This window comes from Parapedobacter tibetensis, assembly GCF_024704835.1.
GTDB classification, from domain to species: domain Bacteria; phylum Bacteroidota; class Bacteroidia; order Sphingobacteriales; family Sphingobacteriaceae; genus Parapedobacter; species Parapedobacter tibetensis.
Genome location: NZ_JAMXBE010000006.1, coordinates 240,708 through 258,249, shown reverse-complemented (window position 1 = coordinate 258,249; position 17,542 = coordinate 240,708). Strand labels below are relative to the sequence as shown.

Below are 17,542 nucleotides of genomic sequence, written 5' to 3'. Positions count from 1 at the left end.
AAAGGATGAAGAAAGTACTTGTCATATACTATACCCAAACCGGGCAACAAAAGGAAATCCTGGACCAAATCCTCAAGCCGCTAGTGGCCGACCAAGAAATTGAACTCACGTTCCATCGGATACGGCCTATGCATGACTACCCTTTCCCTTGGGACGGAAACAGCTTTTTCGATGCATTCCCTGAATCCTTTCTCCAAATTCCCTGTGAATTGACCCCGATGGGAAATGATGTGCTGCAACAAGATTACGACCTCATCATCCTTGGTTACCAAGTGTGGTACCTATCTCCTTCTATCCCCATAAACTCATTTTTGCAAAGCCCGGCTGCAAAGAAGCTATTGGATGGAAAACCAGTCGTTACCGTAATCAATTGCCGCAATATGTGGGTAATGGCACAGGAGAAAGTGAAAGGATTGCTACATCATCTTGGTGCCACGCTTGTAGGCAATATTGTATTGGTAGACCGCCACCTCAATCATGTCAGTGTGATCACGATCGTGCACTGGATGATGAAAGGCAAGAAAGATTCTTACTTGGGGCTATTTCCCAAACCCGGGGTTTCTGATAAGGACATCAAAGAGTCCGTCAGGTTTGGCCATCCAGTATGTTCACATCTGAAGCGAAATGACTATACAACCCTTCAAAAAGAATTGCTTGATTTGAAAGCCGTTATGGTCAAACCTTTGCTGGTCTTTGTGGATAAAAGAGCAAATTCAATGTTTTCAAAATGGTCGCGAATCATCCGCAGTAAAGGGCTACCCATGGATCCCTCACGCAAACCTTGGCTCAAAGCTTTCAATTATTATTTGCTTTTTGCAATATGGATTCTTGCTCCTATCGTGAGTTTATTATTTTTAATACTACATTTGCCCTTTCTTTCTATTGTACGGAAAGAAACGAGGTACTATCAGTCTGTTAATTTCAAGGAATTCCGGTAATGCCAGAGGTATATATAAATGCGATATCGAAGTACCTGCCTAATAATCCCATTCCTAATGATCGGATTGAGCAAGTGTTGGGTGTTGTCAATGGTACCCCATCCCGCGCAAAATCGATTGTATTGCGCAACAACAGGATCACAATGCGTTATTATGCCATTGGGCAGGATGGGCAGCCCACACACAATAATGCCGAATTGACCTATCAAGCCATCAATCAGCTAATGGCAATATCCGGTGCAGACAAGACTGAAATCGACATCCTATCATGTGGTACTTCTACACCCGACCAATTGTTGCCTTCACACGCAAGCATGGTGCATGGACTGTGGCAAAACAAGCCCATGGAACTCAATTCGGCTTCAGGCATTTGTACATCGGGAATGAATGCATTGAAATATGCGTTTATGGCCATTGCCTGTGGGGGTGCGAAACAAGCTGTATGTACCGGCTCCGAACGGGTTTCATCATGGTTACGTGCTAATAAATTTAATAACGAATCCGAACGGCTTGCAGCCCTGGAACAAAACCCCATCATTGCATTCGAAAAAGATTTTCTACGTTGGATGTTATCCGATGGAGCTGGCGCCATGCTGTTGGGCAACCAACCTAATCCGCGAGGCATTTCACTCACTATCCGTTGGGTAGATGGGATTTCATATGCCAATGAATTGGAGCCGTGCATGTATGCCGGAGCCACTAAAGTAAATGGAAAACTCCACTCATGGAGCGACGCCTCCCCAGAAGAATGGCTCGATCAATCGATCTTCGCTATTAAGCAGGATATCAAATTATTGGAAGAAAATATCATCCCTAAAGGTGTACAAAGTATCCAAGAAGTACTTCATAAGCATCAGGTGACCATGGAAGATTTGGATTATTTTCTTCCGCATATTTCCTCCTATTTCTTTAAGGATCGCCTGTCTGAGGCTTTTTCAAAAGCCGACATCGACATTCCCGAAGCAAAATGGTTTATCAATCTCAACAAGATTGGCAACGTGGGATCGGCATCCAGCTATATCCAACTCGAAGAGCTTTTCAATTCCGGGAAACTCAAAAGTGGAGAAAAAATACTGCTATCTGTACCTGAAAGCGGAAGATTTTCTTATGTTTATGCACTATTGGAAGTAACGTGATCATATGAACCTAGTTTCATCACAAGAAGCCATCCTGAAATTGATTCCGCAACAACCGCCTTTTGTATTGGTTGATAAGATTCTCGTGCATGAAAAAACGCTTATCATTTCCGCATTCAAAATCCCTGAAAACCATGTATTGGTCAATAAGGATGGGATGCTCACCGAAGCGGGTATTATCGAAAATTTTGCGCAAAGCATTGCCTTATACCAAGGATACGATTATTTTAAACGCAACCTTCCCCCTCCTGTGGGTTACATCGGATCCATTAAAAACTTCGAAATATATGACCTTCCCCGTGTAGGGGATGAACTCCATACCAGCGTGCACATTCTCCAGCAGCTATTCGGTGTAACAATTGTTCGTGGAGAGGTAAAATTAAATGAGAAAACCATCGCTATAGGCGAAATGCGAACCGTCATTGCCAAAGACCTTGAATAATCCCACGCCATTCCCACCCATCGAAGAACTTATCCCACACCGGCCTCCGATGGTGATGGTGGATCATGTGACAACCGTAGATGGCTTGAAAACCGAAACAAGATTTTTAGTAACCCCACTATGTCTTTTCGTCAAACATGGCGTGCTTTCCGAAATGGGAATGCTCGAAAATCTTGCCCAAACAAGCTTTATCTTCCTCAATTATTTTTTTATCAAGCCCGGCGAACCCCTTTGGAATAAAAAAAAGAATAATCTGGGCGTCATCAGCACCATCCTCGACTTGGAGGTCATGGCGCTTCCCCTTGTAGGGGACAAATTATTAACCCGCACGCAAACGGAACTTGTTTTTACTTCAGATTTTTTGAAAATTTGCAACATACAAGGTCAAGTTTCAGTGAATGGGGCAATTGCCTTGTCGGCAACCATGAAAATGCTGCTGCAAACCCAGCATACGTAAAAGAATGAAAAAAAACCAAGTGCCGCAGGACGACGGAAGCCTTGCCAAGAAAAACATCAGTGAGCTTTGCTATGCTGTAGATGAAAACGGCCGCTATACCACAGTGCATAGTACAGGTTGGGAAGCTAAGACCCTTGCACTAAACGAATCGCTCCAACTGATTGAAGAACGGATAGCAGACACGGGGCATGCTGTCTTGGCCGGAAAGGTTAGTCCTATTGCTTATTACATGGAACTCCACCGCATGGACGTAGCATTGCTTGCCAGCTATGTGGGCATTCACCGTTGGTTTGTCAAACGGCATTTCCATCCGAAACGTTTCCTTAAATTGAAGGAAAAAACCCTTCAAAAGTACGCTGATGTCTTTGGCATCACAATTGAACAGTTAAAAGCTCCCGTTCCGAACCCGAATACATGAAGATAGATTTTGAACACCACCAATCTGCCCATTGCGAGAATGGGGTAATTTCCAACCTACTAAAGTACCGTGGCATTGCCATTTCCGAACCCATGGCCTTCGGTATTGGCAGTGGATTGTTCTTTGTCTATTTGCCTTTCATTAAGGTAAACTTTGCGCCCGGTTTTAGCTATCGTCCTATGCCCGGAAAAATTTTCCGTCGGCTGGCTAAGCGACTAGGAATAAAGGTACACCACCAACGTTTTTCGTCCCCTGAGCGGGCCAAGGTCATACTCGATGAAAAACTCCGGCAGGGGATTCCCGTGGGCTTACAAGTAGGTGTCTACCACCTCACCTATTTCCCGGATGAATATCGGTTTCATTTCAATGCCCATAACTTAGTAATCTACGGAAAAGAGGCAGAAAATTACCTAGTCAGTGATCCTGTAATGGATTATCCCACCATGCTTACCGAAAAGGAGCTTGAACGGGTTCGCTTCGCAAAAGGGGCACTCCCCCCAAAAGGGCACCTCTATTACCTCGAAAGGCTCCCTGACAACTTTGACTTGGAAAAAGCCATCAAAAAAGGGATCCGACAGACCTGCAACGATATGCTGGCTCCAGTCCCTATCGTCGGTGTGGCAGCCATGAGGTGGGTAGCCCGAAACATCCGCAAATGGCCCCAAAAAATCGGATTGAAAAAGACCAACCACTACCTCGGACAACTCATCCGCATGCAGGAAGAAATTGGCACCGGTGGGGGTGGATTTCGATTTATCTATGCCGCTTTCCTCCAGGAAGCCGGCACACTGCTTAATAATCCGGCACTCACCCAGCATTCGGAGGAAATGACCGGCATCGGTGATGCCTGGCGCGATTTCGCGCTCGATATCTCTCGAATCTATAAGAATCGCAAATCTGGGGAGGATGTATATGAACGGCTTGCTGATCAACTACTGGACATTGCCAAAAGGGAAAAGGAATTCTTCGAGAAACTCAAGCGATGTGTTTGACAAATGCCCCTAGTATATATGTACTTTTAGGGATGGTTATTTCTTCAACCGTTCCTTAAATACCTTTTTGAACTTATCCAATTTCGGCACAATCACATATTGGCAATAAGCCTGTTGTGGATTGAGGGTAAAATAGTTTTGATGGTAATCTTCAGCCACATAAAAGGTGGTATAGGGCTCAAGCGCGGTCACGATTGGCTTATCATAGACTTTCTCCTCACTCAATCGGTTGATATAATATTCAGCTTTCTTATGTTCGGTTTCGTTGCGGTAAAAAATGGCCGACCGGTATTGCGTACCGATATCATTGCCCTGTCGATTGAGCTGTGTTGGGTCGTGCGCGATGAAAAACGCTTCAAGCAGTCCTTCATAGCCAATCACATCAGGCCTATAAACTACGTTGATCGCTTCTGCATGGCCTGTCCTACCTGAGGTCACTTGCTTATATGTTGGGTTTGCTACTGTGCCGCCGATATAACCCGAAATAACCGTATCCACACCCTCCAATTGCTGAAACTGGGCTTCGGTACACCAAAAACATCCTCCTGCAAAAGTGGCTGTATCTACCGCTGACGATGAATATTCATCATCAGGCAAAACAGTAGCGCGGGAAGTGTGATAGCCTGTGGTTTGGAGGCATCCGTTGAATAGGATTACTCCACCTAAAAATAATATACTCCTAAACATATAGCATCTTTTTTTCCATACAAAAATATAAAGGTAGGCGGGTTATCCGTAAAGTATTTCAAAAATACACCATTTTAGGTATATGCTTTTACTGCCCAACTCGCAATACGATTTTTCCGAATTGGGTAGAAGTATCCATTTTGTTCAACGCCGCCTCGGCATCTTCCAATGGATGTATGCTATCCATAATGGGTTTGATACCGTGTTCATGCACAAAAGCCAGCATTTCCGAAAAATCAGCAGCGGATCCCATTGTGGTACCTAATATGGAAAGTTGTTTCCAGAATATCTTACGTGCATTAAGCTCGGGAATATCTCCCGCAGTGCCTCCAAAAAAAACAATCCGTCCACCGGGGTTTGCCAAATCAAGATGATGCACAAAACCGTCCCCCAACGCACTATCTACAATGACATCAAATCCTCCTGCTTTCTCCAGAAGTTGTTGTGGCCAGTTATCATCGGTATACAACACGCCTCCTTGGGCACCTAATGCCATGGCCTGTTCAATCTTTGAACCCTTTCCGGAGGTGACATAAACTTCCGCACCAGCATGCTTAGCCCATTGTAAAGCAAAAGTGGCCACTCCTCCCCCTATCCCTACCACAAGTACTTTTTCTCCTTCTCGGAGTCTTGCACGGCTAAATAATGCACGGTAGGCCGTGAGGCCACCAAGTGGTAATGCTGCAGCCTCCTCAAATGAAAGGTGTTTAGGCTTTTCATACAGGTTTGCTACAGGTACTTTTACATACTCCGCGAATGTGCCGTCTTCCGGCAAACCCAAAATGTGGAATGTCTTCTGTTGGAAAGCTTCATGGTCACCCCACGCAATAGATGGGTTGATAATCACTTCCTTGCCTGTCCATACTTTGGTGTAATCGCTTCCCGTTACTTCCACGATTCCTGCCCCATCCGAACCCAAAACGATTGGAAATTTCAATCCTGAATATTGCCCTTGCCGAATCCACCAATCCCTACGGTTGAATGCGGCTGCTTTGATTTTTACCAATGCTTCATTTTCAGCTAACATCGGAACAGGTACATCTTTCAATGTGAATGACTGGCCGATGCCTTCGAGAACAAGTGCTTGCATGGTTGTTTAGCTAGTTGCTATAAGAAAAAAGGTGGCAATACCCTTAAATATCCGCCACCCTTTTTATTTTTTACTTATTGCTTTTTTACTTCGCAGCGGTGTAGCGCTTGGCTACCGCATCCCAGTCAATTACATTGAAAATAGCTTCCAAATAAGCTGGGCGTTTATTTTGATAACTCAAATAATAAGCATGTTCCCACACATCAATACCCAGAATAGGTGTTCCTTTAGTTTCGGCAATGTCGAACAAAGGATTATCCTGGTTTGAGGTTGATGTCACCTGTAGCTTACCCGAACCATCAACAATGAGCCAAGCCCAACCCGACCCAAAGCGAGTGGCGCCTGCTTCCTGTAGTTTCTTCTTTAATTCATCAAACGACCCAAAAGTCTCATCGATGGCAGTTGCCAGATCGCCAGAGGGTGTACCTCCACCATTTGGGGATAAAACGGTCCAGAATAACGAATGGTTATAATGCCCGCCTCCATTGTTTCGCACAGCAGCTGGATATTTCGAAATATGCTTGCTGATCTCTTCAATGGAAAGGTTTTCCGCGTCCGTGCCCGCAATGGCTTTATTAAGGTTATCTACATAAGCTTGGTGATGCTTCCCATGATGGATTTCCATGGTTTCCTTATCAATATGAGGTTCCAATGCATCTGTGGCGTAAGGTAACGCCGGTAATTCAAAAGCCATAATATATGTTGTTTTTAGATTAAAAATAAGTACTAGACAAACTTAGATAAAGTTGTCTACAAATACAACTTTATCGATTTCACATCAACCACTGAAAAACAGCAGCCGAGATTTAATATAACGAATATAATAGCCATTTTGTTTGTAGAATAAACCTTGAAATATTATTCAATCCGTTTATTACGGAAAAATGACGTAACCAAAGCTGTACATTCACCTTCTAAAACACCACCTATCACAGCTGTTTTCGGATGCAACACCTTGCTGCCAAAAATCGAAAAACCTCTTTTTTCGTCCTGCGCCCCAAATACAATACGGGTAATCTGGGTCCAGTATGCGGCCCCAGCACACATTACACAAGGTTCTATGGTGACATATAAGGTACAACCCTGCAAATACTTACCTCCGATATAGTTGGAGGCAGCTGTAAATGCCTGCATTTCCGCATGTGCAGTCACGTCGTTCAACCGTTCCGTTAGGTTATGGCCCCTTGCGATAATCCGGCCATTGTGTACAATGATCGCACCGATTGGCACCTCATCTTGCTCCAATGCTTTTTGTGCTTCCTTGAGCGCTTCTTTCATAAAAAATTCATCGGAAACAGTGTCTCCAGTATCTTCAAAATTGATGTATTTCATTACGAGATGTGAGATGTCAGCTAGTTTTCAAATCAACTTAGCGCCATTTGGCACCTTGCGTTCTACCGTGCTTAATACGATATCCCCATTTTCATCGGCAAATCCCGTTATCAAACATTCTGAGATAAAATTAGCAATCTGCTTTTTCGGAAAATTCACCACTCCAATAACCTGTTTTCCCAGCAATTCATCCTTAGCATAATGCTTTGTAATCTGGGCACTGCTTTGGCGGATGCCTATTTCTTCTCCAAAATCAATATGCATTCGGTAGGCAGGTTTCTTTGCGTTTGGAAAATCCGCCACCTGAATGACAGTACCCACCCGCAATGCTACCTTTTCAAAATCATTCCATGATATTTCTTCCATTGCACTATAGCCTATTGCCCTCCAAATCGGCAAGCCCCTTCTTCAAGGTGAATACGATGTAATCCCGATTGCGCCGAACAAGGGTAGCCAGCCTATCGACAAGTTCGTCTTCCTTTCCTTCATTAAATATTAAATCTTCATCGGTCAAGTGGTTGTACTTCCGTCTAAATTTGCTTTTCAGCACGTCCCACTCCCCAGGTTTTATTTTGATATCCGCCATATCGTATGATTTCGTACAAACTTAGATAAACTTGGATTTATGTGCAAGTTTAACGGGGTTTCATTTTCGGCTTGAATTTTGCGGATATCCTCATGGCAAACTTGATTTGCCTCAGTTGCTAACATTGTAAAAATTAAAATGATTATCACCATGAAAAAGTATTTTATTATTGCTTTCCTCTTATCGGCAACGGTGATTGTTGCCAATGCGCAACTATTGCCAAGCTTTCAGTTAGGAGTTAAAGCAGGGCTCAATTTCTCAAATTTGAAGTCTGAAGATGGGGGTTGGTTAGACGCCAGCACGCGTACGGGTTACCAAGCAGGTGTTTGGGCACGCATTGGTGGTGCCGGCATCCATTTCCAGCCTGAACTTTATCTAACGGGTAAGAGTTCGGAAGCCAAATTGATTCAAGAAAATGAAGAAGGTAAAGTGAGCTTCACCTCATTAGATTTACCACTGCTTTTGGGCACGCGTATTGGCTTAGGACCTGCCGGATTGCGTATTGTTGCCGGTCCGGTCGTTTCTTTTGTTGTGGACAAGAGTATCGCCGATACGTTCACAGAGGACGTACTAAACGTGAATGATTACAAAAATCAGGCTTGGGCTGTAACAGGAGGACTTGGGCTCGACATCAGCAATTTCCGTGCGGACTTGCGTTATGAGCATGGACTAAGCGAGCTGAGCAAAAATGAGAGCGCACCCCAAAAGGTAAATCTTTGGACTATCGGAATAGGTTACCGCTTATTCTAGCACATTACAGAACTTCGTATTCAATCCATGCCATGCCGACTTCCGGCATGGCATTTTTTTCCAATCCACTCAAAACTTAGAACAGTTCTAAATTACTGATTTTACTTGTTTGCTTTCACCGATATTAAATCTATTGGTAGATTTGCTTACCAAAATTAAATAATCAAGGAGAATGAGTAGATCTAAACATGTGTTATCTTCTTCTTTGGGGAAGAAAGTAATCATGAGCTTAACCGGTTTGTTTTTGTGTACATTCCTGGTTATCCACCTGATTGGTAACCTTCAATTATTTTACAATGATCAGGGCAAGGCCTTCAATGACTATGCCTATTTCATGACCCATTTCACCCCCATCAAAGTAATTTCCTACTTGCTTTACACATTTATTGTTATCCACGCCGTTTGGGCTTTGGTAGTAACTATTCATAATAAGAAGGCGAGGCCAAAAGGATATGCTGTTTTCCGTGGCTCCGCCAACAGCGCATGGAGCTCCCGGAACATGGGTATTCTTGGCACGGTACTGTTGGTATTTATCGTCACTCACATGAGTAATTTTTGGTGGAAATACCATAACGATGAAGTACCTTATGTTGAGTATCGCACCGATCTGAATACCAACGAAACGAAAGTGACCGAGTTGGTGGCTGGTGAATTTACCGATTATGTGAAGTATGTCGATGATGAGGTAGAAGTCATCAAGGCAAAAGATTTATATAAGCAAGTGGCATTTGCATTCAAAGAATGGTATTTGGTGGCGTTTTACGTCATATCCATGGTAGCATTATCTTTCCATCTTGTCCATGGATTCAAGAGTGCGTTTCAGTCTTTGGGCTTAGACCACAAGAAATATATACCTTTTATCCGATTTTTAGGTATATGGATATTTGCGATAGCCATTCCCATCGGGTTTGCCGCTCTGCCCGTGTATTTTTATTTTTTCAACTAAGCTATTCACGATGCCCTTCTATCACATGGGCACAATGATATAATAGACAGCAATTATGTTAGATTCAAAAGTACCAGAAGGGCCTTTGGCCGAAAAGTGGTCGAAACATAAGTTTAACCTCAAATTGGTGAATCCGGCTAACAAACGGAAATATACCATTATTGTAGTGGGTACAGGGTTGGCTGGGGCCTCGGCGGCAGCCTCACTGGCAGAACTGGGTTACAACGTAAAGGCTTTTTGTTACCAAGATAGCCCGCGACGGGCGCATTCCATTGCTGCGCAGGGCGGAATCAATGCAGCCAAGAATTACCAAAATGATGGCGATAGCGTATTCCGGTTGTTTTATGACACCATTAAAGGCGGCGACTATCGTGCACGCGAAGCCAATGTGCATCGTTTGGCCGAAGTTTCCGTCAATATCATTGACCAGTGTGTGGCTCAAGGTGTGCCTTTTGCACGTGAGTATGGGGGGCTCTTGGATAACCGTTCATTTGGCGGCGCCCAAGTATCGCGTACATTCTATGCCCGTGGGCAAACCGGACAGCAGTTGCTTTTGGGTGCTTACTCTGCTTTAAACCGGCAGATCAATAAAGGGAAAGTGAAGATGTATAACCGGCATGAAATGCTGGATGTGGTGACCATCGATGGGCATGCCCGCGGCATCATTACCCGCAATATGGTCACAGGTGCCATCGAATCCCATGAGGGGCATGCCGTGCTCCTATGCACGGGAGGATATGGCAATGTATTTTTCCTATCTACCAATGCCATGGGCTGCAACGTTACCGCTGCATGGCGCGCGCATAAGCGCGGCGCGTTATTTGCCAACCCCTGCTATACTCAAATCCACCCGACATGTATTCCGGTAACCGGTGACCACCAATCAAAACTGACACTCATGTCGGAGTCACTCCGTAACGACGGGAGGGTGTGGGTACCCAAAACCGTGGACCTGGCGCAGAAACTTCGCAAAGGCGAGATCAAAATAGCCGACATCAAGGAAGCGGACCGCGACTATTATTTGGAACGTAAGTACCCGTCATTTGGCAATCTCGTTCCGCGCGATGTAGCTTCCCGCAATGCAAAAGAAGTGGTGGATGAAGGCCGAGGTGTAGGGGCTTCCGGTATCGCCGTGTTCCTGGATTTCAAAGATGCCATTAAACGCTTGGGCGAAGATACTGTACGGGCCAAATATGGCAATTTGTTTGACATGTATTACCAAATCACGGACGAGAACCCGTACAAACAACCCATGCGCATTTATCCAGCCGTACACTATACCATGGGGGGAGTATGGGTTGATTACAACCTGATGACCACTGTTCCTGGGCTGTACGCTTTGGGAGAGTGCAATTTCTCTGATCACGGTGCCAACCGCTTGGGCGCCTCCGCGCTGATGCAGGGACTTGCTGATGGGTATTTCGTGATTCCTTATACCGTAGGTGATTATTTAGCTGGGTTAGGCTTTGATCCGGTGGACAAAAATCATCCAAATTTCGAACGTACCCGCAAGGAAGTGGAAGAAAATGTTCGCAAGATGCTTTCGCTGAGGGGTACCAAAACGGTGGACGACATTCACAAAAAATTGGGCCACATCCTATGGGAATATTGTGGCATGGCGCGTTCCGAGGAAGGGTTGGTAAAAGCCAAAGGACTCATCCAGGAACTTCGTAAGGAATTTTGGAATGACGTGACTGTATTGGGTGAGAACGAAGAAATGAACCTATCGCTCGAAAAAGCTGGCCGTGTGGCCGATTTTTTGGAGTTGGGGGAACTAATGGTAGATGATGCCCTCAACCGCAATGAGTCTTGCGGCGGGCACTTCCGTGTGGAAAGCCAAACCGAAGAAGGTGAGGCCAAGCGTGATGATGAAAATTTCCGATATGTGGCCGCATGGGAATACAAAGGCGACAACCTGCCTGAAATGCTCCACAAAGAACCATTGGAGTTTGAAAACGTGAAATTAACGCAACGGAGCTATAAGTAATTTATGATTTTAGATTTTAGATTTTAGATTTTTTTCAAATCATCGAATTTATGCAAATCGAAAATCCCAAATAAAAGAACCATCATGAGTGGAAACATGAATCTGACGCTGAAAGTATGGCGTCAAAAAAATGAAAAAACCAGGGGCAAATTCGTGACCTACCAAGCCAATGATATATCACCGGATATGTCATTTTTAGAGATGCTGGATGTGGTCAATGAAGATTTGGTGAGAAAAGGAGAAGACCCCATCTACTTTGACCATGATTGCCGTGAAGGCATCTGTGGGATGTGTTCTTTGCATATCAATGGGAGAGCGCATGGGCCAAAACAAGGTACCACAACCTGTCAACTGCATATGCGGAGTTTCCATGACGGACAAACGATCGTCATCGAACCCTGGAGAGCTGCAGCATTTCCGGTTATTAAGGATTTGGCGGTAGACCGAACCTCATTCGATCGCATCCAACATGCAGGGGGATACGTCAATGTCAACACTGGCGGTGTGCCCGACGCCAACAGTATCCCCATCCCCAAAGTAGTGGCAGACGAGGCATTCGAATCAGCCACCTGTATTGGTTGTGGCGCCTGCGTAGCTGCCTGTAAAAATGCGTCAGCCATGTTGTTCGTCTCCGCAAAAATCTCACAATATACCCTACTCCCCCAAGGCCAAACCGAACGATATAGCCGTGCGCAAGCCATGGTTGCACAGATGGACGCAGAAGGTTTTGGTAGTTGCACCAATACCGGCGCCTGCGAGGCTGAATGTCCTGTAGGCATCAAACTTACCAACATTGCACGCATGAACCGCGAATACCTAACCGCGAAATTCTTCAAGCAAGAAGAAGCACATTGATAAAGATCTCAGGTTTGCGCGTCAGGCTGACGCTATAACAAAACCCTAGGAGTTTTGATTTGTTATCCCCGCAAGGTGTTAATTGCGGGGATTTTTCTATTTTTACATGGATTAACATTTGAAAAGGTGAGTACTGTCGTTAAAATAAGGCTGTTGTTATTGGTGTTGACATTATGTTTTGTAGGTACGGCTGTTACCATCAATCTCACATTCAACGACGAAGAAACGCTGCTTATCGACGCCCGGAACCTCCAGCGAAGTCTCCATAAAAAAGAGCAGCTCATCAACAATTTCCTCCAAGATACGATCCATTTCAATGTGTTTAAAACAATCGGGGACGATGTCAAACTTACCGAAGACATCATTGCCTATTTTGCGAAGAAGAATAACATCTATCCATTTACCTACATAAACAATGAGCTTGTGTTTTGGGGAACGGATAAATTCGTTCCTAAGACAGATGCCGGTATAAACAATGGGGTCGGTATCATAAAGGCTGGAAATGGGTGGTATGAATCTATAAAAAAAAGCGTTGGGAATTTCTCCGTCTTATTCTTGATTCCAATTAAAGCCGATTTTCAAAACAACAACGTGTATTTACAGAATACGTTTTCACAGGATCTTATCAAGACAGACAACCTAGAAATAGCGGATTACGATGACGGCTTTATTTACAACATCAGGAGTATAACTGGTGAATACCTGTTTTCCGTAAAATTGCGCGATGGGCAGCATGAAACTTTTTTCTCCAAATTGGAACTGGCCATGTGGATGCTTGCGGGATTTTCAGTAACACTGCTATTCAACATTATCTGCATGTGGGTAGCTAAACGAGGCTGGGTATGGTCCTCCGTGCTGTTATTTGCCTGTTGCTTGGTTGGGATTAGATACCTGGATCTCCACTATGGCTGGCTGGCTTCCCATTTTTATACTGGCATCTTCAATCCGCGAAATTTTGCTTCCAGCTTTGCTTTCCCCCATTTGGGTGGTTTTCTACTCAATATTATTGCTTTTTCCTGGTTTATCGGATATGTATATGCATTCAAGGACCGATTGAAAATCCCAGCCTTTGGGTATACAAAGACCGGAAGCATTGTTATCATATTCATATTTGGGTTGTTAATCTATTTGGTGGGCCATTCCATTGCAGAAATTTTCGCTGGCCTTATCAGTAATTCGGACATCAATTTTGATGTAGCCAATATCCTTAATCTCAACATATACAGCTGGTTAGGGATATTTGCATTGTGTCTCAGCATCATGAGCCTTCTCCTACTTATTGATTTATTGGTAGAACTTGCCAATAAGCTCATACCGAATATACTTCGGCTATTTTTTATTGAAATTTTCATTGCTATTTGTATAGCGGGAATATATATCTATCTGGGCAATTTCCCCCTTTCCTTCATTTTATTGGCGGTGCTGATTGGGCTACGTACTTGGTATATTGGGCGTAAAGGCCAGTTCGATTTAGCTATTTTTATATCCACCTTACTATTGCTAGCTGCGATAACAGCGTTAGAACATAGCCAATCACAACGTTATAAAAAACAGGAGGAACAAAAGTTGGCCATTTCAAAATTAGAAGCCGTAGATGATGCCAACGCTATCGCACTGTTCCGTGATTTGGAAAAGGAAATCGTCAAGGATTCCGTACTTATCAAATACTTCAAGGCATCGAAGGATGAAAATCGCGAATTACTCGAAGAGCATTTGAAAAGAACCTATTTGAGCGGTTACCTATCAAAATATGAATTTGTTGCCAACGAATACGATACAACCTGGAGCCCTATCGGTCACAGTTCCGCAATCAAACGTGAAGAATATCGTGATAAAGTCATATCCGGAGCTATCAAGGTATCCGAAAATTTCTATCGTGGCAACAGCAGCTATGGCAACTTCGAATATTTCGCCCAGCTTCCGGTTGAGGAAGAAGGCAAGCCACTGGGCATTCTGCTCATAGAATTACAGAACAGGTCGTTCAGCCAACTTTCCACCTATCCAGATATCCTTGCGGATAGCAGGATTGACCAGCAACAAACCGATCTGATTTCGCAATATGCATACGCATTTTACCGGGATGGAAACTTAGTGAGCCAATTTGGCAATTATGTATATCCCTTGTCTGATGAAGCTTATCCATCCAAGCAACGCAACTTTCACCATCTCGGTTATGAAGGCGGTTTCGGACATATGATGTATCGACCAAACAGTAGAACATTAATTGTACTCAGTAAACCGCAACAAAGCAACTGGATGCAATTGGCGTCGTTATCTTTCATTTTCCTCGTATTCCTCCTTTTTGCCATCTTAGCCTATACCGCTCGATGGCTTGTTTTAACGTTGAACGGCAATGATTTCAGTTTACGGAATCTCAGGTGGAGTTTCTTAATCCTCACGAACAAAGTCTTGTACAGTACCCGGATACAGACATTTATGGTGGTGGCCGTTGTATTCACTTTAATTATAGCCGGCACCATCACATTCTTCAGTATAAGTCGCCAATTCAAACAACAGCAAGAAAATGGAACATTGAAATATGTGGTAGACATTGCCAGGAGATTGGAATCACGAATGCTCAAGGAAACCAACATAAACCGAGGTATATCCACAGATGAACAATTTAACACGATAGCGGAATCCATCGCATCAGACCTCAACTTATATGGTACGGATGGGCAATTGATTTATTCTACACAACCCCGTATTTATGACCTTAGGCTTATCTCCCGGTATATGCATCCGCAGGCATGGCTGCATATGGCTCATCATCAACGCTCTGAATTCATCCAGCATGAACAAATCGGAGGGCTTAATTATATTGCGGCCTTCGCTCCAATCAGAAACGAAATGTATGAGCCGATCGCATTCCTAAGTTTGCCTCATTACAGCTACCAGCAAGAATTTGATCAAAACGTGGGTGTACTCCTCAACACCTTAATAAACATTTATGCATTGGTTATTTTAGTGTTAGGCCTATTTGCGGTATTCGTTGCCAATAAAATCACAGCACCTTTGGCCTTGGTTCAACGGAGCCTTGCCAAAACCACCATAGGCAAGCAAAACGAACCGATTTTCTGGAAAAGGCACGATGAGATCGGTAGCCTTATCCGGGAATACAACCTCATGATTGCCGCTCTTGAACAAAGTGCCAATACCATCATGCGCTCGGAACGGGAATCCGCATGGCGTGAAATGGCCAAACAAGTGGCACATGAAATCAAAAACCCGTTGACTCCGCTAAAACTTGGTATCCAACAGTTGGAGCGCTCTTGGCGAGAAAAGGACCCCCTATTTGATGAACGGTTTGCGAGGTTCAGTGCCTCATTCATCGAACAAATCGAAAGCCTTTCGCATATTGCATCGGAATTTTCGGAATTTGCAAAGATGCCAGACACCGAGCTAAAAGAAGTGGATGTATTGGATATTGTCAATAAAGCCGTTGAAGTGTTCAACAACAACGTGGGTGTGGATATACAAATCTCCAATTTATGCGAAGGCTCAACCGTTAAAATCCAAGGGGATCGTGATCAGTTACTGAGGTCATTCAACAATCTGATAAAAAATTCAATTGAAGCAACAATAGCGAAACGCAAGTGCCGAATTGATATTACCATAGGCCATGACACGGATAACAACGTATCCATAGCAATCAAGGACAACGGTCATGGTATAAGTCTCGATGCAAGGGGGAAATTATTTCAACCTAATTTTACCACTAAAAGCTCAGGTACGGGTCTTGGATTGGCTTTTGTGAAACAAGCGGTGGAAGGGATGGGAGGTAGTATACGGTATGAAACCTTTGTAGGCAAAGGGACAACATTCTATATACTTATCCCTTCGATGACGCATGTGAACCAACTGCAAACCGCTGCTCATTGAGGAAGAAATGGGCAACATCAATTTTCATTTCAGCACGACGCTGCTTTGCCCCATGACCGCCTCATCTGTATATAATAAGATGGTATAAGTGCCTTTTTGGAAACCTTTAGGGTCTTTCCATTCGATGGTGTAAGATTCTCCATCATTGGTGAATTCAATCGACGTTTTATATGTATATTGGATTTGGTTATCATTAACATCGAAGAATGCATTGTCTGTGGTGCGTAAGTTCCCGTTAGGGTCTATCACCCGTATATAAATATGCTGACTGCCTGTTTCGGCCAATGGATTGTCTGCTATGGTAAAATCAATTTTGAATTTATCAACCCTCCGCGCGCGCGTCTCCGCGCTTTCTCTCTCACTGCTGCGCTCGCGAACGCTATTTATACTAATGCTGGAAACCTTAAGGGCTGATGCCGTCTTGACCTTATCCGCCAAATCCGAATTTTGTTCTTCGAGTTCCGATAAGCGATTGGTGGAGGAAGAAATCTCTTGTCTCAGCTCATCTCGTTCGGATATGAGTTTAGCATTTTGGCGCCGCAAACTATCCATTTCCCGCGAATACTTCGATAAATCGAGCTTCAATTGGTTGATTTCATGTTGAGCATTGGATAGCTGCTCCCTGGTGAGGTTATGTTGAGCCAGCCGTCCCCTTAGTCCAGCAATGCTCGCCCGCACACTGTCCTGCGCCATTTTCAATGACGAACTGAGTTCTAGGTTACCTTCGCCTAATCGATCCAATTCTGCTTCAATTCGATCAATTTCGGCCTGCATATTCACCTTCTCACTGTTCAGCTCATATACCCTTTCCCCTGTATTCTTATACTTGATATAGAAGTACACATTGGTTGCAAGCAATGCCACTATGGCGACCACAAAAAAATAAATCTTAGTGGAGTCCCTCCTTATCTCGTCAGGTTTGGGGTCAATACCTGTTTCTTGCATAGTATGTATTTCTTGCATGATTTATGTACCGCAAAATCCTATTGCACTTCACTAGTACAAGTATGCAAAAATTGTTCCAACATGGTTCACCGTGATTGG

Annotated in this window: 18 protein-coding genes; 11 read left to right on the top strand and 7 right to left on the bottom strand. The window is 44.0% G+C overall.

Features of this window, described 5'->3' with window-relative positions; genetic code table 11:
- Nucleotides 1-5 precede the first annotated feature (5 nt).
- The 6 genes from NF543_RS12540 to darH are packed head-to-tail and all read left to right on the top strand — an operon-like array spanning nucleotide 6 to nucleotide 4,383.
- Nucleotides 6-938, top strand: a complete 933-nt coding sequence (locus NF543_RS12540; RefSeq protein ID WP_257668475.1) for a hypothetical protein — start codon at nucleotides 6-8, stop codon at nucleotides 936-938.
- On the top strand, nucleotides 938-2,074 hold the full coding sequence (gene darB / locus NF543_RS12535; RefSeq protein ID WP_257668474.1) for a dialkylresorcinol biosynthesis protein DarB: 1,137 nt from the start codon (nucleotides 938-940) through the stop codon (nucleotides 2,072-2,074). Before NF543_RS12540 ends, darB begins: the two co-directional genes overlap by 1 nt.
- Nucleotides 2,075-2,078: 4 nt before the next feature.
- Nucleotides 2,079-2,516, top strand: coding sequence for a hotdog family protein (locus NF543_RS12530; protein WP_257668473.1), 438 nt, complete (start codon nucleotides 2,079-2,081; stop codon nucleotides 2,514-2,516).
- The gene (locus tag NF543_RS12525) at nucleotides 2,509-2,973 is read left to right on the top strand and encodes an ApeP family dehydratase (protein WP_257668472.1); all 465 of its coding nucleotides are present in this window, start codon (nucleotides 2,509-2,511) and stop codon (nucleotides 2,971-2,973) included. Before NF543_RS12530 ends, NF543_RS12525 begins: the two co-directional genes overlap by 8 nt.
- A 4-nt stretch (nucleotides 2,974-2,977) precedes the next feature.
- Nucleotides 2,978-3,391 carry a flexirubin biosynthesis protein DarG gene (gene DarG, locus NF543_RS12520; protein WP_257668471.1) on the top strand — a complete coding sequence of 138 codons (414 nt, stop codon included), beginning with the start codon at nucleotides 2,978-2,980 and terminating at the stop codon, nucleotides 3,389-3,391.
- Nucleotides 3,388-4,383: a BtrH-related acyltransferase DarH gene (gene darH / locus NF543_RS12515; RefSeq protein WP_257668470.1), complete on the top strand. Its 996-nt coding sequence runs from the start codon at nucleotides 3,388-3,390 to the stop codon at nucleotides 4,381-4,383. Before DarG ends, darH begins: the two co-directional genes overlap by 4 nt.
- A gap of 36 nt (nucleotides 4,384-4,419) precedes the next feature.
- Here darH and msrA read toward each other — a convergent pair whose 3' ends face one another.
- The 6 genes from msrA to NF543_RS12485 form a co-directional block, all read right to left on the bottom strand.
- Complete coding sequence (gene msrA / locus NF543_RS12510; protein WP_257668469.1) at nucleotides 4,420-5,070, bottom strand: peptide-methionine (S)-S-oxide reductase MsrA; 651 nt, start codon at nucleotides 5,068-5,070, stop codon at nucleotides 4,420-4,422.
- Nucleotides 5,071-5,158: 88 nt separating this feature from the next.
- Nucleotides 5,159-6,160, bottom strand: coding sequence for a zinc-binding dehydrogenase (locus tag NF543_RS12505; RefSeq protein WP_257668468.1), 1,002 nt, complete (start codon nucleotides 6,158-6,160; stop codon nucleotides 5,159-5,161).
- Nucleotides 6,161-6,245: 85 nt separating this feature from the next.
- Nucleotides 6,246-6,854 (bottom strand): superoxide dismutase, encoded by a 609-nt coding sequence (locus NF543_RS12500; protein WP_257668467.1) that lies wholly within the window; start codon nucleotides 6,852-6,854, stop codon nucleotides 6,246-6,248.
- Nucleotides 6,855-7,018: 164 nt separating this feature from the next.
- Nucleotides 7,019-7,492, bottom strand: a complete 474-nt coding sequence (locus tag NF543_RS12495; protein ID WP_257668466.1) for a nucleoside deaminase — start codon at nucleotides 7,490-7,492, stop codon at nucleotides 7,019-7,021.
- Nucleotides 7,493-7,519: 27 nt separating this feature from the next.
- The gene (locus NF543_RS12490; RefSeq protein WP_257668465.1) at nucleotides 7,520-7,858 is read right to left on the bottom strand and encodes a tRNA-binding protein; all 339 of its coding nucleotides are present in this window, start codon (nucleotides 7,856-7,858) and stop codon (nucleotides 7,520-7,522) included.
- Nucleotides 7,859-7,862: 4 nt separating this feature from the next.
- Nucleotides 7,863-8,078: a CsbD family protein gene (locus NF543_RS12485; protein ID WP_257668464.1), complete on the bottom strand. Its 216-nt coding sequence runs from the start codon at nucleotides 8,076-8,078 to the stop codon at nucleotides 7,863-7,865.
- A 150-nt stretch (nucleotides 8,079-8,228) separates the two neighbouring features.
- Here NF543_RS12485 and NF543_RS12480 point away from each other — a divergent pair, with 150 nt between their 5' ends.
- The 5 genes from NF543_RS12480 to NF543_RS12460 all read left to right on the top strand — a co-directional run bounded on the left by NF543_RS12480 (nucleotide 8,229) and on the right by NF543_RS12460 (nucleotide 16,498).
- Complete coding sequence (locus NF543_RS12480) at nucleotides 8,229-8,828, top strand: porin family protein (protein WP_257668463.1); 600 nt, start codon at nucleotides 8,229-8,231, stop codon at nucleotides 8,826-8,828.
- Between the two features lie 172 nt (nucleotides 8,829-9,000).
- The gene (locus NF543_RS12475) at nucleotides 9,001-9,774 is read left to right on the top strand and encodes a succinate dehydrogenase cytochrome b subunit (RefSeq protein WP_257668462.1); all 774 of its coding nucleotides are present in this window, start codon (nucleotides 9,001-9,003) and stop codon (nucleotides 9,772-9,774) included.
- 55 nt (nucleotides 9,775-9,829) lie between these two features.
- Nucleotides 9,830-11,761 (top strand): fumarate reductase/succinate dehydrogenase flavoprotein subunit, encoded by a 1,932-nt coding sequence (locus NF543_RS12470; RefSeq protein WP_257668461.1) that lies wholly within the window; start codon nucleotides 9,830-9,832, stop codon nucleotides 11,759-11,761.
- A gap of 84 nt (nucleotides 11,762-11,845) precedes the next feature.
- Nucleotides 11,846-12,616, top strand: coding sequence for a succinate dehydrogenase/fumarate reductase iron-sulfur subunit (locus NF543_RS12465; protein ID WP_257668460.1), 771 nt, complete (start codon nucleotides 11,846-11,848; stop codon nucleotides 12,614-12,616).
- Between the two features lie 126 nt (nucleotides 12,617-12,742).
- Complete coding sequence (locus tag NF543_RS12460; RefSeq protein ID WP_257668459.1) at nucleotides 12,743-16,498, top strand: sensor histidine kinase; 3,756 nt, start codon at nucleotides 12,743-12,745, stop codon at nucleotides 16,496-16,498.
- Between the two features lie 24 nt (nucleotides 16,499-16,522).
- Here NF543_RS12460 and NF543_RS12455 read toward each other — a convergent pair whose 3' ends face one another.
- Nucleotides 16,523-17,461, bottom strand: a complete 939-nt coding sequence (locus tag NF543_RS12455) for a DUF8428 domain-containing protein (protein WP_257668458.1) — start codon at nucleotides 17,459-17,461, stop codon at nucleotides 16,523-16,525.
- Between the last annotated feature and the right edge of the window lie 81 nt (nucleotides 17,462-17,542).